This window comes from Paenibacillus sp. J22P218 (genome assembly GCF_056269195.1).
The window spans coordinates 79778-94934 of the sequence record NZ_JBWDNL010000004.1 but is presented as its reverse complement, the minus strand read 5'-3'; the positions used below and the strand labels follow the sequence as shown (position 1 = coordinate 94934).

Below are 15157 nucleotides of genomic sequence, written 5' to 3'. Positions count from 1 at the left end.
ACAAAATGGGTAAGGCAAGGAACAACAGGTGGCGGCGGACGGAGAGCATTAGTAAAAAAGTATTTATTATCGCATTAGGCGGCACGTTATTGTCGCAGCCGGTCGTATCGCTCCTTCCCGGGAGTTGGAACACGGCGATAGCCGAAGCAGCGGATGTTGCAATGGCCACGGCTACGGCACCAACGCTCAAGCTGACAAAGCAGGCATATGTGACGGCAGGCGCTAAGCGCATGGACTATTTATGGAGCGCGACAAGAAACGGCAAAGCGATAACTTCCGAGGTGCATGTTATCGAGGTTGATCTATCGAATCCCTATGTTTCTTTAAATACGATGAGCGGCAAAAACCATACGGTTGGCACGCGTAATTCGATAACGAATATGACGAAGGAAAGCGGTGCGGTAGCGGGAATCAACGCGGATGTATTCGTGATGACGAACGAAGGTGCGCCTATGGGCGTCCAAATCACGAGCGGAGCATTCGAATCTAGTCCATCCAAGTTGAAAGGCATGTATGCATTCGGGGTGTCTAAGGACCGCAAGCCTTCAATTGACAACTATACCTTCGAAGGACTCGTTACGGCAGCCGACGGCTCGACATTCGCGCTCGAGGGCTTGAATCAATCCGCGTATGGTCCGGAATTCGGCGGTAATAAATATAGCCATGTCGATACGATGTATATCTATACAAGCGCATGGAACGGTGCTGAGCGGCCTACCAACACAGGGGCGACCCCGACGGAAGTACTCGTTCGCAACGGAATAATTGAACAAATTTCAATCGGCAAGCCGGTTAGCGGGCAATCACCGGCTGACGGATACATATTGCGTTCTCACGGTAAAGCAGCGACTTTCGTGAAAGAGCATTTGCAGGTCGGACAGGCAGTTACGGCAGACTATTCGCTTATCTCGTCAACGACGGGCGCGAAAGTCGATCCTGCCGGCTTCGAGATGTTAATCGGAGGCCACACCTTGCTAGTTGACGGAGGAGCAGCATCGGCGTTCTCCCGTGACGTAACAGGTGTCAGCGGTTCTTCTTACACGTCAAGATCCGGAGTAGGCTACTCCAAGGACGGTACGAAGGTGTATTTAATTACGAGCGAGAAATACGGCAGCAGCACCGGACTTAGCTTGAAAGAGCTGCAGCAGGTTATGGTGCAGCTTGGCATATACAAAGGCGTGAACCTGGACGGCGGCGGTTCTACGACCATGGTCGAACGACCGCTCGGCACGAGTTCGCTGACGCTGTCCCATTCGACGCAGTACGGAACGACGCAGCGTAGCGTATCGAATGGCATAGGCGTATTCACAAGCGCGCCGGTTGGTACGCTGAAGGGCGTTACTATAACAGGCTCGAACGTGGTATTCCTCGGCCAAAAGACGACCTTCGCCCTCAATGGCTATGATACGTATTATAACCCCATTAAAGTGGATGCGACGCAAGCAGCTTGGAGTGCTAATCCTGCGGTAGGGACATTCAGCAGCAATACGTTTACGGCGACTAAGGTCGGCAAAACAACGATAAGCGTCAAGGCTGGAGATGCTTCGGCTCAATATACGATGGAGGTAATCGGACAAGACCAGATCGCCTCGATCTCGCTGAATACGGCTGCCGGTATGCTTACGCCGGGTTCAACGCTGACAGTTCCTGTTACAGTGAAACTAAAGAACGGCAAAACGTACAAGCTGAGCGGCGATTCTCTTAAATGGGAGTATATCGGCTTTAACGGCACCATGACAGGCGATACGTTAACGGTTAATTCGGTAAAAGCGGGCGTGAAGACCGGATATGCGATCGGACGTTACGACGGTTTCCCGACGTTGATTCCATTCACGCAAGGCGAAACGGTCAAAGCATTCGAGGATTTCGAGAAAACAGCTTATCCGATCTCGTCCCAAGTGACGCCAAAGGAAATTGCGGGCAGCGTGAGCCTTGCTACGGATTTGCCAGGACAAACATCCGCCAAAGCGCTTAAGCTAACCTATGATTTTACGAACGGCACAGGTACGAAGGCATCGTATGCGGCGTTTAATACGAATGGCGTATCGTTGTCTGGAAGCCCTACATCGATGTCGCTTGACGTATACAGCGATCAAAGTAAAAACTGGGTAAGGGCAGAGCTTATTGATGCCGACGGCAAAGCACATCTAGTCGATGTAACGAAGCAGCTCGATTGGAGCGGTTGGAAGACGATTAAGATCAATCTATCGTCTCTCGGCATGAAATATCCCGTGAAGCTGAAGCGAATCTATGTCGTCACGCTGGACAGCACGCAAGCTGGACGCTCGGTTACTGGTACAGTAGGTTTGGATAATATGAAACTGAATTATGCGCCGGAGGTAACGGTAGATACGAAGTCCAAGGTTGAGATGATAGTAGGCAACACGAATGCGACCTTGAATGGCAAAGCGCTTAAGCTGGATGCAGCGCCGATTCAGTTGAACGGAACGACTTATGTGCCGCTCCGCTTCGTAACCGATGCTCTCGGCGGACAGCTGTTCGTTGACGGCAAGCTGAACAAGGTAGGCGTACTGCGGGGAACGAAGCTGCTTGAAATGGTTATTGGCGAGAAGGGATACGTGTTGAACGGTACTCGCCAGCAATCGGAGGTAGCGCCTATTATTCGCAATAATAGAACGTTGATTCCTGTGCGATTATTCTCGGAGAAGCTTGGCTTCACCGTAGGATACGATGCCAAACAGAAGAAGATTACCATTCAATAGCATGGACGATGGGCAGCCATTCTGTGGTATGATAGAGAAGTATAGGAATCAGGATTGCCATAGAAAGGTTGCCGATCGATCGTGGATCACTTAACAGTCGATATAAACCGAGTTATCAAAAATGCAATTCAAGTGATGGAAGACAGCAAATATCAAATCTATGAAATATGCGAATCCGCGCGCTCTGAGCTGGAAGCACTCGAGCAGGAACTGGAGCTTGTGCTTCAGGAAACGGTGAAGACGATCGAGAAAGTCGATCAGTTGGAGCAGGATTACAGGCGCGCGCGAATTCGATTGACTGAAGTGAGCCGGGATTTCGTCCGATATAAGGAAGAGGACATTAAGTCGGCTTACGAGAAGGCCACACAAATCCAGCTGGATCTTATGGTGTACCGCGAGAAGGAATCGTATTTGAAGGCTCGCCGGGACGATCTGCAGAAGAGGGTTCGCAACGTTGAGAACTCGATTGAGCGGGCGGAGATGATTGCTTCGCAAATTAACGTCGTACTGGAGTATTTATCAGGCGACCTTAATCAGGTGACGCGAATTTTGGAATCGGCGAAGACGAGGCAGCTGTTGGGTCTTAAGATTATTTTGGCGCAAGAGGAAGAGCGGAAGCGCATCGCCAGGGAAATTCATGACGGGCCGGCACAGTCACTCGCCAATATTGTGCTTCGGACAGAAATCGCCGAACGTATGCTGATTAAGAAAGAATTCGAGATGGTGCAGGAAGAATTGGTAGATTTGAAAGGCCAGGTTCGTTCTGGGCTTGAAGAAATTCGCAAAATCATTTTCAATCTCCGGCCAATGGCGCTCGACGATCTTGGATTAGTGCCGACGCTGCGGAAGTTTGTGCAGGATTTTGAAGATAAATCAAAAATACATACTGTATTCGAGCTCTCCGGCAAGGAGATTCGAATGCCGTCTGCCATGGAGGCGGCCATATACAGGCTCGTACAAGAAGCTTTCACGAATGCTCTGAAGCATGCTAACGCTTCGCGCGTATTGCTTGACATAAGCTATGAGCCTCATTTGATTACAATCATCATTCACGATAACGGCATTGGGTTCCAGAGCGATCTAATCGATCTCGGAGCAAGCCGAAACTCCCATTTTGGACTCATCGGGATGAGAGAACGCGTGGAATTGATTGAAGGAAGGATGGATATAGACTCAAATCCTGGACAGGGTACGAAAATTATAATTCATATACCAATAACTGCCGAGAACAGAAAGGAGTAGTATAATGATAAATCAAGTTCCGAGCACTCCCGCCCGAAAAATCAAAATATTACTTGCAGACGACCATCAGTTGTTTCGCGAAGGCTTGAAACGAATTTTGAATATGGAAGATGATTTGGAAGTGATCGGCGAGTGTGGTGACGGCATTCAGGTTATGGAATTTTGCAATCATACGTTGCCCGAAATCGTACTGATGGACATTAATATGCCGATCGAGAACGGTGTAGTCGCAACAGAAAGACTCAAGAGCATGTTCCCTGACGTGAAGGTAATTATTCTGTCTATTCATGATGATGAGAGCTATGTATTCGAAACGCTCCGCAAAGGGGCTACTGGCTATTTGCTTAAGGATATGGAAGCCGAGTCGCTTATTAATGCGATCCGTTCGGTTGTTCAAGGTTATGCGTATATTCATCCCAAAGTAACAGGGAAGCTTATCAATCAGCTTCGTCGTATGACGTACCTGGACGAGATGGGAATTGTATCGGGAGCTGCAGCCGCCCAAGAGCAAGGCGTTAAATATAACGCTGTCGACGAAAGCCCGCTGACTCGCCGCGAGGCAGAAGTGCTGCGTCTGATGGCTGAAGGCAAGAGCAACAAAAACATTGGCGAGTTCCTGTTTATTAGCGAGAAGACGGTTAAAAACCATGTCAGCAGCATTTTGCAAAAAATGGAGGTTGATGATCGCACGCAAGCGGTTATTCAATCGATTAAGTATGGTTGGGTTACGTTGTAATAGATAAAAGCGTGTTGCACAACTGATTAAAGTGGGGGTCCCGTGTCTGTAGGAGCGGGATTTTTTTGTTGTGTTCGTAAGAAAAGAAAACCTCGATGCAGTCTCTTCGACAACACCGAGGTTCGAATGCTTCGCTAGCGGGATCTCTAGCTTTGTTTATTGGCTCTTTGTTTTCTGAATGTAAGGATACCAGCCGAGATTGCAAAAGCGCCAAGCAGGTAGAACGGAAGCGAGCTTGTATCGCCGGTCTTAGGAAGATTGCCGAGCGGTACTTCGCCTTCTTCGATCACGCTGCCGTCATCTTCACCGCCATCTCCACCGTCGCCAGGTCCACCTTCTGGAATCTCTTCCTCTTCAATTACCTCAGTGGAAGGCGTTGGAGTAGGCGTTACTTCAGGCGTTGGAGTAGGCTCTGTGCTTGGTGATACTTCAGGTGTTGGAGTTGGTGATACTTCCGGCGTAGGAGTAGGTGACGGATCCGGAGTTGGCGTCTCCGGAGGAGACGTTGCGCAGCGAGCTCCGTTGTTCACCAATTCCTCGTAGTATGAAGACTCGCCAGGACCCCACCATACGATTCTGATTGTGTTTTCCTTCGACTCCGTCGATACCGTCTCTGCCGTAATCGTGATCGACTTGCCAGCTGGAACGGTCACTTGATTAGAAGATTCGTCATTAGCTTCGAGCACGTACCAAGTAATTGTGATGTCCTCATCGCCAGGGTTGTGTACTCTCCATTTGCGAGTGGAGCTCGGACTAACGGTACATACATTCGTAATTGTAAGTTCCGGTTGTTCCGGCTCTACAGTAGGAGTCGGTTCCGGTGTTGGTGTAAGAGTCGGCTCCGGCGTTGGAGTAGGAGTCGGCTCTGGCGTTGGTGTAGGAGTCGGCTCCGGCGTTGGTGTAGGGGTCGGCTCCGGCGTTGGAGTAGGAGTCGGCTCTGGTGTTGGTGTAGGAGTCGGCTCTGGTGTTGGTGTAGGAGTCGGCTCTGGTGTTGGTGTAGGAGTCGGTTCCGGCGTTGGTGTAGGAGTTGGCTCCGCCGTTGGTGTAGGGGTCGGCTCCGGCGTTGGAGTAGGAGTCGGTGGTGTGCAATCTTCGCCTGGGTTTTGTGCGGTTATCGACTTACTGTAGTCATCGCCCCACTTGACGGTAAGCGAACCGGGAGTGCCTGTGACAATGATTGGCTCAGAGTCGTTGCTAGTGATGTATTCACTATGCCATGATCCGTTCGTTTTCCATTTGAAATAAAGTTTCACATTGCTTTCGTTCGTAACGATCCATTTGCGAGATTGGCTTGGTTCGTCGGTACAAGCGGCAATGAGATTGAGTATAGGCGTGTTATATACATCAACCTTCGCAGTCTTGTCTTCCTCAACTTTTACCGATTGACCGTTGCTTGAGATGGATGTCGTGAAGCCTGCAGGAACAACCTCAACTACCTTGTAGTAGCCGGGTGCCAGGTTTTCGAACTCCACTTGGCCACTGCTATTCGTTGTGCCGGTAGCAACTACATTGCCGTCTTTAAGTACTTGGAAAGTGACGCCGCTCTGAGGTTTTGCATCGTCATCATCGTAGTAATACTTTTTGGTAACTTTGATGTTCCCGCAATCCTCATCATCGTGACGTCCACCGCCACTAGTGCCTTGCAGGACCCCGTTGGTTAATCTGGGGCTGTCTCCGCCGATGCACTTGTTGCTGTTGTCATCACAATCCTCATCATCACGGCCGCCGCCATAAGTGCCTTGAATGCCGGACACGTCGCGGTCGTCTCCGTCGCATGCATTGCCACCGCCTCCACCACCGCCTCTGGTGAAAACCAATAAAGATTGAAGAGAAGGAGACTCTACCGATGCAAGTTCTTCAGAAGGGAGAACAGTTGACTCTGGATTCTCGGTAGCCGGTGCAGTTGTTTCCTGTGCAGATTCTTGACTTGTTTCATCCGTGCCCTGCGCCATAACGATCGAGCTTAAGAACATGGACAAGACGAGCATGATGGACATGATGACCGCAAACTGTTTTTTGACCAACTTCATTGTTCACTCTCCTCTTAGATTTGGATAATCTAGTTCTAAGAGGGCCGGTTACACTACTAGCTCCGTATAATCCAAGTGTCCAAATGCAGATTATACATCATCGCTTCCCTAAAAAGCATGAATGTTAAGAGGTTTTCCCTCCTTCCTTCACTCTATCTGCTTTCCAATACTACTTATGCTCTAGTTCGCACTAAAATGATAACATATATTGGTATTTCCACAAGAGTGTTAAAATGTTGGGGAATGATGAAAAAGAAAGAAAAATGTCGAACGAGGCATTTGGACAGTATATTTTTAACTTGTCCGCTTATACCGGAACCTGTGGGCGCTCCTTCGCATATAGTGTCGCATAGAGGAGGTGACCGCCGTGTTAGAACTTCTGCTTCTCGTGCTTGGGTGTTATATAGCGGCTGCATTGTCGGTTCATCTAGCTTATCGGATACGGCAAGGGCGGAACCGGGCTAGCAGGCATTATGTGCTTATAGCCGATCAGGATCAACATAATATCGAATGGTATATGCGTTCATTGTTAACATTCTCGCGTCAGACGGGTAAGGAAGTCAAGGTGACGGTTGTTGATTATGGCGCGACCGCTGAGACGCTTGCTATTGTCGATCGAATGGCACGCAAGGGACAAAAGGTGACGGTTCATGAATATCCGGAAAAGATGAGGCGAAGCCGTACCGCCGCTGAAGCAGGTGCAGTCGTTTCCATTAGAGAAAGCGATGCCGATCAGTTGATGTGGCTGCTGCAGTCTGAAGGTATTTTGAAGGACGCGAATCAGGCGGTGCTTATCGACTTGCAGAATCCATCCGATTTGTCCAAAATGCCGTTCTAGTATATACTAATTGCCATAACGGTTGTGAAAGTGAAGCACACTTTGCAGCGCTCTATGCGCTCTAGGTGTGCTTTTTTTGCGTTTTCTTGGTTGTATGTAGAATGGCAGCAATGACGACGCACTAAGAAATACAATATGCGGGGAGCGTAGAAAAGATGCGGGCTTATGTGTATGTTGTCGGCAAAAATGAAAAAAGGAGAGCTTATTGTACGATCGCGCCTGAAGTTGATCGGATTTATTGGCTCGAGCCCTCGCTCGGCATGCGAATGGGGAGGATTGTCCCTCCGGCAGACGAGGGCTGGATATGGCGGAATCCGCTGCCGCTCGGGGATGCTTGCAGGGCGGCGGAGCTTTGTAATAGTGAGCAGGAGCGACGAGGGGGAGGGAGGAGCGATCGCGATGGCGTGGTTGGCAGGCTTGCCGCATGTACGGCGGCAGCGTGCGGGGAGGCTGCGGGCGCTCGGCGGAGCAAGCGCGGCGAGAAGCAGCAGGGCGATAGCCTGCGCGGGGGCGCGGAGCGCTGGGAGCGAGCCGCTGCAGCTGGCGAGCCTGGAGATGGCGGCGCAGCAAGCGTTAGCGGGGCTGCGCTGGAGGCGTTGGCCGCAGCCGCGAGGCGGGCGGCGGCGCTTTTGCAAGGGCGCGCGCTGCTGCGGGGCGAAGCGCAGGCGCTGCTTGAGGGCGCGGGCGTGCCCGGCGCGGACAGCGGCTGGAGCGATGTGCTCCAGCTAGCTGCGCTGCACGGGCTCGTGCGCCTGCGTGGGGCGGTTGCCGCAGAAGCCGGCAGCCGGTCGGGCCTGCTGCGCCGCAGCCGGCGCAGCTTGCGCTGCCTGCGCTGCGGTAGCGGCGAATCACAGATGCGCCGCACAACCTGCGCATCCTGCGGCAGAGCATGCGCTTATTGCTTAAGCTGCATTCAGATGGGTCGCAGCCGGGAATGCGAGCTTCTCATCGAAGGGTTGCCGTCTGTAAACGCTCATCTAAATGCAGGCGACCTCCCGCCGATGGAGGAGAGACTGTCCAAATGGGGGCTCAGTCCCGCACAAGCATCGGCAACGGCTAAGGCGCTTCAATTCGCTGAGACATCCAATACTGATAAGAAGCTAGCTCAATCCGCACAAGCAGCAATAAGCAGCTTTTTGCTATGGGCGGTTACCGGAGCGGGTAAGACAGAGATGATCTTCCCGCTTATTGAATCTATCTTGCTGCGCGGCGGCAAGGCCCTTCTTGCAACACCGAGGCGCGATGTTGTTATTGAGCTTGATCCGCGTATTCGCAGAGCGTTTCCGTCTGCTTCGGTCGTCACCTTGTACGGAGGCAGCGAACAAAAGTGGGAGCGCGGCAACATTACGCTGGCGACAACACATCAGCTGTTTCGCTTCTGGCAGAGCTTCGATCTTGTTATTTTGGACGAGCTCGATGCTTTTCCATATGTAAACGACTCGACACTCCACTACGTGGCTGACAAAAGCTGCGCCCCAGGGGCAGTTAGACTTCTGCTTTCAGCGACGCCTCCGCAGGCCATGCAACGGGAGGCGAGACGAGGATCTTTACCTCATGCAAGAGTGCCGGTACGCTATCATCGGCATCCGCTGCCTGTCCCAAAGCTGCTTCGAACCGCAACTGTAGCGAAGCTACTGCAATCAAGGAGGCTTCCGATATCCTTGTTGTCTGAACTGCGTCGTTCCGTAGAACGAGGCGCACAATTATTCGTATTCGTGCAGCGGATCGCGCAGGCAGAACCGGTGGCAGCCTTGCTGCGCTCGCAGCTTCGACTGACGGAGGTGGAGGCAACTTCTTCACAAGACGAGGAACGGGCGATTAAAGTAAAGCAATTCCGTGAAGGGAAGATTCGTGTGCTTGTAACAACGACTATACTGGAGCGTGGAGTTACGATACCTCGTAGCGATGTATTTATATTAGACGCAGATGGAAGATTGTTTGATGAGGCATCGCTTGTCCAAATGGCAGGACGAGCCGGCCGTTCCGCTGATGATCCAGCTGGACGAGTCTTCTTCTGCAGCGTTGAGCATAGTCGTTCCCAGGCAAGAGCGGTCAGCCATATTAAGGCGATGAATCGTATGGCGCGCAAGCAAGGTTATTTGCTCCCGAAAATCACTGTAAAGGAGGCAGACCGATGAGCATAACGTCAATGATAGAATGGATGCGAACAATTCCCAATACAATTGCAGGACAAGCAGAATGGTTATCTGCACGAACAAATACATGCGTATTCTGCAAGAAACCGATCCAGCCCAGCAAAGGTCATCTTCCCCCGGGGATGAAACTGCCGATTCAATTGAAACAGCAGCTATGCTACTCTTGCGTGAATGCCATTCCATGGTTGACTCGGTCTCGCATCGTTTGCCTAAGATGTGGCCGCGGCATTTCATGCGAGGATTGCATCCGTCAGCCGCACAGATCGTTTATATGCAATCGAAGCGCCGTGCAATACGATTCTACGATGAAGAGCTGGCTGGCGCTTTATAAATATAGAGGCAACGAGGAGTTAGGACCGCTGCTCGGAACCATGCTGCAGCCGGCTTTTGAGGAGCTAAGCCACCAGCTCGGAGCGCCAACAAAGCGAGGCAGCTTTAGAGCTTGCTGGGATGCCGTGACGTATGTGCCGGTTAGCTCAGTACGGGCGGAGGAGCGGGGCTTCAACCAAGCGGAGCAACTAGCAGCCCAGCTTGCTTCCCATTACCAATTGCCGCTGCTGTCGCTGCTTAGCCGCGAGCGGCACACAGGGAAGCAAAGCTTCAAGTCGCGTTCGGAACGCATAAGCGATATGAAGAAGCTTTTTCGAGCGGATACGGCTTCTTTAAGCAATCTGGAGCAAAGCTTTAATAGCAACGACGCAACGCTATCTAGATCACATGCTAGAATTATTTTAATCGATGATATCTATACGACGGGCAGTACGGCAGACGCTTGCGCAGAGGAATTAATTATGAACAGCTCCTTTCCATTAGAGGTTTTTGTACTTACTTGGGCACGTTCGTAAGCATTTTTTTGAATTTCTAATGAAAACGTTGCCTCTATCCGTTAAACTAGGTATATAGATTGATAGAGAACGAAAAGGAGGGCTTATGGCGATGAATTTGGATAATTGTCCTCGTTGCGGAAAGCTTTTTGCCAAAGGAATCAGAGAGGTATGCAATGTATGTACAAGGGACATTGATAAAGAGTATGAGCTATGCGCAAACTACTTGCGTGAATTTAAAGGAGCTATCATTACGGAGTTGTCGGATGAAACCGGCGTTTCCATAAAGCAGATTACGAAGTTCATTCGCGAAGGCCGTATTTCCATGGTCAATGCGCCAAATATGTCTTATCCTTGCGAATCTTGCGGAACGCTTATTCGAGAGGGACATCTTTGCGACAATTGCCGCAACAAGTTGACGAAAGCCGCGCAGGAGATGCAAGGTAATCTGTCCAAGAAAGAGGACCCTAAGGGCTTCTCACCCACCCAAGGCGCTTATCGCGGACTGGATCGTTATAAGGACAAGGACAAGGACAGATAATTTTAAATATAGTTCAGACTATAAAATATCGTTAGACTGCGGCCGATAATACTTGTAAAGGTAATCGGCTTTTTTATTTTCATCATCACGGAACGACTGCGACAGCCGTTTGCGTTAGTACGGATAAATCAATGAGGTGAACAAATTGAAGATAAATGAACCTAATCGAATCGGCGCGCTTAACCCTTATCAGAAGCAGAACGAATCACGCATAAGCGAAACGAATAAGTCAAAGAAGAAGGACGAGGTCCAAATTTCTGCGGCTGCCAAAGAGCTGGCCACCAGCCAAGCAAGCAGCGGGGAGAGAGCGAAGCAGCTAGAAGAGCTCAAACAAGCTGTTTCAACGGGAACCTATCACGTGGAAGCCGGCAAGATTGCCGAGAAGCTTTTTCCATATTTGAATAATAACCAGTCGGAATAATGACGGAGGCGGACATCCATGTCTACAAGTGCAATTGTTCGTCTGCTGCAGCAGCAGCACGAGCTGTATAAGCGTCTTCTCGAGCTGGAACATAGTAAGAAACCTTTAATTATTGCCAATGATGTCGTTCAACTGAACGTCATCACACAGAAAGAAAAGCTGCTGACCACGACAGCGGAAGAGCTTGAAACCAAGCGAGTGTTCGAAACAGCACGCTACTATAAGGACATGGGCTTCCGATTCCGTAGCGGCGTAATGACGGAGCTCATCAAGTCGGTCAGCAACGCCGATGAGAAGCAGGAACTTATTAAGCTGCAACAGAAGCTTAGTGAATTGCTTCAAGAGTTGAAACAGGTGAACGATCTGAATCAGCAACTGATTCACCAGTCGCTTACGTTCATTAACTTTTCTATCGATCTCATGCAGGAGAATCCGAACGAGGACGTCACCTATCAGCATCCGATGAGTCAACAATACAATAACAATAAACGCAACACCTGGTTCGATTCCAGAGCTTAACGAGGAGATGACACAATGAGATCAACCTTCCATTCGCTTGAAACGGCGAAACGCGGCTTGTTCACGCAGCAGGCAGCGATTAATACGGTAGGCCATAACATTTCGAATGCGAATACGGAGGGATATTCCAGGCAAAAGGTCAATATGGTTGCAGCGCGGCCGATTGAAGCCTATGGAATGAATCGATCCATTGCTCCAGGCCAGCTTGGAACAGGTGTTGAATTTACTTCCATTACGCGTATACGTAATGCATTCTTAGATGAACAATACCGCGAGCAAAGCCAAGGCGTGGGAAGTTTATCGATTCAGACTGACACTTTAAGCAAGCTGGAAGGCTTCGTGAGCGAGCCGTCCGATACCGGAATTAGAACCGTTCTGGAAAATTTCTGGAGCTCATGGTCCGATCTTAGCAAAGACCCCGAGAATGTGACCGGCCGTGAAATATTGAAAGAAAATGCTCAAGCGCTGGCTGAAACCTTCAACGAACTCAGCCGTCAGTTAACCGATTTGGATTCCGACCTCACTTCGAATATCGATGTTAAAGTGAGCGAAGCCAATTCCTTGTCCACGACGATCGCGTCGCTGAATACGGAAATTAGACGGATCGAATCGCTAGGAGACGATGCGAACGATCTACGCGACCAAAGAGATTTGATGACAGACAAGCTGTCCAAGATAATTAATATAAATGTAACGGATTCTGAATTCGGATATCAGATATCGGTCGGCAATACGAATTTGGTGCAAGGCGGAACCGTTACAACGTTGACGTCTCAGGATGTAGAGACCGGCGTCGCGAACGGAACCGTTACCGGCGGCGAAGTGCACGGGATGATTTTTTCCCGCGATAACTATGTAGCGGAATTCCGGCAACAGCTCGATACGCTTGCGAATACGCTCGCGAACGGAGAATTTCAAGTAACCGTTCCGGCGGGCTGGGTGAAACCGGGAACGACGACGCCGACAACCGACCCCGAAGTCGTTACGGTGCGAGGAATTAACGGGCTGCATAAACTTGGGTACTCGTTAGGATCTCCAGCAACCGCTGGGGAGGATTTCTTCACCTTCAAAGCCGGGGCAACGGGAATTACGGCAGCGAGCATCACGCTTAATCCGACTATTGCTGCTGATTCCAACAAAATCGCTACATCGCTACGCACGGCAACGGACGGCGCTGGCGTTACGACCGTCGTGAACGGCAATAATGGATTAGCGTTGCTAATGTCTGAACTCAAGGACGTTAAGGTCGCGTTTGACGAAACAGCGATTGGCGGTGGCGTTACGAATGCAACTATTAGTGATTTTTACGGTGCAATTATTGGAGCATTAGGCGTGCAAAGCCAGGAAGCGGATCGTATATATACAAATACGCAGACGCAGCTCGATCAAGTGGAGAGCAGCCGTCAATCCGTCAGCGGCGTTTCGCTGGATGAAGAAATGTCTGACCTTATCAAATATCAATATGCCTATAGCGCTTCAGCGCGTTTTATGACGACATTCGATCAGATGCTCGAGAAACTTATTAACGGAACCGGCGTTGTCGGACGCTAATTAAACAAGGCTAAAGGAGGGTAACTCAATGTCACTTCGCGTTACACAAAGCATGATGCACCTGCAACTAACGAGAAACTTGAACCGCAACATGACTCAAATGGAGCAAATTCAACAGCAAACAACGACTGGCCGCAAGCTGAATAAGCCATCCGACGATCCTGTCGGAATGACATACTCCTTGCGTTATCGTTCCGAAATAGCTGGCAACGGTCAGTACCAGAAGAACGTGGATGCTGCTTTGTCATGGCTTGATTTCAATGATACGGCTGTTGGTCAGGCGGGAGACGTTTTGCAGCGGGCCAAGGAACTGATGACGAACGGTGCAACAGGTACGAATCCGCAAATCGCATTAGACAGTATTAAAAACGAAATCGAACAACTGAAAAGTCAACTAATCGACATCGGCAACAGCAAGTTTAACGGAAAGTACGTATTTAACGGCGAACAATTCGGAACAGCTCCTTACGACAAATCGATTACTGGGTTTGATGCCAAAGGCGCAGAGACAGATGCAGGGATCGTTCAATACGCGGTAGGCGTGAATGCTACTATCGACATTAATTTCACTGGCGAGCAAGTATTCGGAGCAGCCGACCCAGCCGGAACGACCAACAATATATTCTCTGTATTGGATCGTGTCATGAACGCACTTAGCACTGGCGATTATGCTGCGGTGTCAGACGAGCTCCCGAATGTCGAAGCCAACATGGACCGGTTGCTGAATGTACGGTCTGAGATAGGTGCACGTGTCAATCGCGTCGAGCTTATTCAGAACCGACTGGCCGATATGGAGATTAACTTGACCGATATGAAATCGAAAACCGAGGACGCGGATTATGAGAAGCTGTTGATAGACGCGCAAATCAACGAAAACATCTATCAGGCTTCGCTTTCCGTGGGTGCTAAAGTGGTTAGCAAATCGCTCGTCGATTTCTTGAGTTAGTCCGATGAGATTGCCACAGATTCAAATTCAATCGACACCAGCTCGAATTGGTATACAGTCTGAACGAGGGCAATACGAGATCACGCAAGGTAAAGTGAAACTTAATTCCGAGACAGTGCCTACGGTGATTGACATCAAGACCGAACGTCCTGAATTGATTATTGATCAAACGGCAACTTGGGACGCACTGACAGGCGGCAAAGCGCAGGCGTTTTGGGATCGTATCTATGGATCTTATGGGCAGTACGCAGCTAGATATGTAGAAAATAAAGTGAATGAGTATGATCGGATCGGCGACCTAACGTCGGGAGGCAATCCGATTGCGGATCTTGCTCTGCAGAGCACGGCCCAAGACATGATTCCGCTCAACGTATTCGGACATGCTTCGCCTCGCAACGTCAAGTTCGATGCGATTGTAACAAAACCGGAAATAAACGTACAGGTTGGCGGAGTAAACACGTCACCTGAATATATTCCGATAGATGTTAAGTACAATAGAGGCGTCACTAAGGTCTATATGGAACAGTACGCCTCAGTAAAGATAACGCCACCCGTCATTGACTTGGCGGTGTGACGGTGGGATAATGGGTCAGAGCTATAGAATCGTCTAACGATGCTATAGCTTTTTCT

At 50.0% G+C, this 15157-nt stretch carries 13 protein-coding genes and 1 riboswitch; of the genes, 12 read left to right on the top strand and 1 reads right to left on the bottom strand.

Annotated elements, in window-relative coordinates:
• Positions 1–5 precede the first annotated feature (5 nt).
• From AC0YN0_RS18590 to AC0YN0_RS18580, 3 genes are all read left to right on the top strand, one after another.
• Positions 6–2723 carry a stalk domain-containing protein gene (locus AC0YN0_RS18590; RefSeq protein WP_475822600.1) on the top strand — a complete coding sequence of 906 codons (2718 nt, stop codon included), beginning with the start codon at positions 6–8 and terminating at the stop codon, positions 2721–2723.
• An 81-nt stretch (positions 2724–2804) separates the two neighbouring features.
• The gene (locus tag AC0YN0_RS18585; RefSeq protein ID WP_442049456.1) at positions 2805–3965 is read left to right on the top strand and encodes a sensor histidine kinase; all 1161 of its coding nucleotides are present in this window, start codon (positions 2805–2807) and stop codon (positions 3963–3965) included.
• 4 nt (positions 3966–3969) lie between these two features.
• Entirely contained in the window at positions 3970–4701 is a 732-nt protein-coding gene (locus AC0YN0_RS18580) for a response regulator (protein ID WP_475822599.1), read from the top strand.
• Positions 4702–4847: 146 nt separating this feature from the next.
• Here AC0YN0_RS18580 and AC0YN0_RS18575 read toward each other — a convergent pair whose 3' ends face one another.
• The gene (locus AC0YN0_RS18575) at positions 4848–6731 is read right to left on the bottom strand and encodes a SpaA isopeptide-forming pilin-related protein (RefSeq protein WP_475822598.1); all 1884 of its coding nucleotides are present in this window, start codon (positions 6729–6731) and stop codon (positions 4848–4850) included.
• 33 nt (positions 6732–6764) lie between these two features.
• Positions 6765–6846: riboswitch (cyclic di-GMP riboswitch) on the bottom strand.
• A gap of 252 nt (positions 6847–7098) precedes the next feature.
• Between AC0YN0_RS18575 and AC0YN0_RS18570 the strand changes: the two genes are divergently transcribed.
• The 9 genes from AC0YN0_RS18570 to AC0YN0_RS18530 all read left to right on the top strand — a co-directional run bounded on the left by AC0YN0_RS18570 (position 7099) and on the right by AC0YN0_RS18530 (position 15101).
• Positions 7099–7569, top strand: coding sequence for a hypothetical protein (locus AC0YN0_RS18570; protein ID WP_475822597.1), 471 nt, complete (start codon positions 7099–7101; stop codon positions 7567–7569).
• A 155-nt stretch (positions 7570–7724) separates the two neighbouring features.
• Complete coding sequence (locus AC0YN0_RS18565; protein ID WP_475822596.1) at positions 7725–9707, top strand: ATP-dependent helicase ComFA; 1983 nt, start codon at positions 7725–7727, stop codon at positions 9705–9707.
• Entirely contained in the window at positions 9704–10570 is an 867-nt protein-coding gene (locus tag AC0YN0_RS18560; RefSeq protein ID WP_475822595.1) for a ComF family protein, read from the top strand. The genes AC0YN0_RS18565 and AC0YN0_RS18560 overlap by 4 nt, the downstream gene beginning before the upstream one ends.
• Positions 10571–10661: 91 nt before the next feature.
• The gene (locus AC0YN0_RS18555; protein WP_475822594.1) at positions 10662–11090 is read left to right on the top strand and encodes a TIGR03826 family flagellar region protein; all 429 of its coding nucleotides are present in this window, start codon (positions 10662–10664) and stop codon (positions 11088–11090) included.
• Positions 11091–11217: 127 nt separating this feature from the next.
• Positions 11218–11511: a flagellar biosynthesis anti-sigma factor FlgM gene (gene flgM, locus AC0YN0_RS18550; protein WP_475823031.1), complete on the top strand. Its 294-nt coding sequence runs from the start codon at positions 11218–11220 to the stop codon at positions 11509–11511.
• An 18-nt stretch (positions 11512–11529) separates the two neighbouring features.
• Positions 11530–12030, top strand: coding sequence for a flagellar protein FlgN (locus AC0YN0_RS18545; RefSeq protein WP_475822593.1), 501 nt, complete (start codon positions 11530–11532; stop codon positions 12028–12030).
• Positions 12031–12045: 15 nt separating this feature from the next.
• Positions 12046–13581 carry a flagellar hook-associated protein FlgK gene (flgK, locus tag AC0YN0_RS18540; protein WP_475822592.1) on the top strand — a complete coding sequence of 512 codons (1536 nt, stop codon included), beginning with the start codon at positions 12046–12048 and terminating at the stop codon, positions 13579–13581.
• Between the two features lie 28 nt (positions 13582–13609).
• Complete coding sequence (gene flgL, locus AC0YN0_RS18535; protein WP_475822591.1) at positions 13610–14527, top strand: flagellar hook-associated protein FlgL; 918 nt, start codon at positions 13610–13612, stop codon at positions 14525–14527.
• A 4-nt stretch (positions 14528–14531) separates the two neighbouring features.
• Entirely contained in the window at positions 14532–15101 is a 570-nt protein-coding gene (locus AC0YN0_RS18530; protein ID WP_475822590.1) for a DUF6470 family protein, read from the top strand.
• Positions 15102–15157 lie beyond the last annotated feature (56 nt).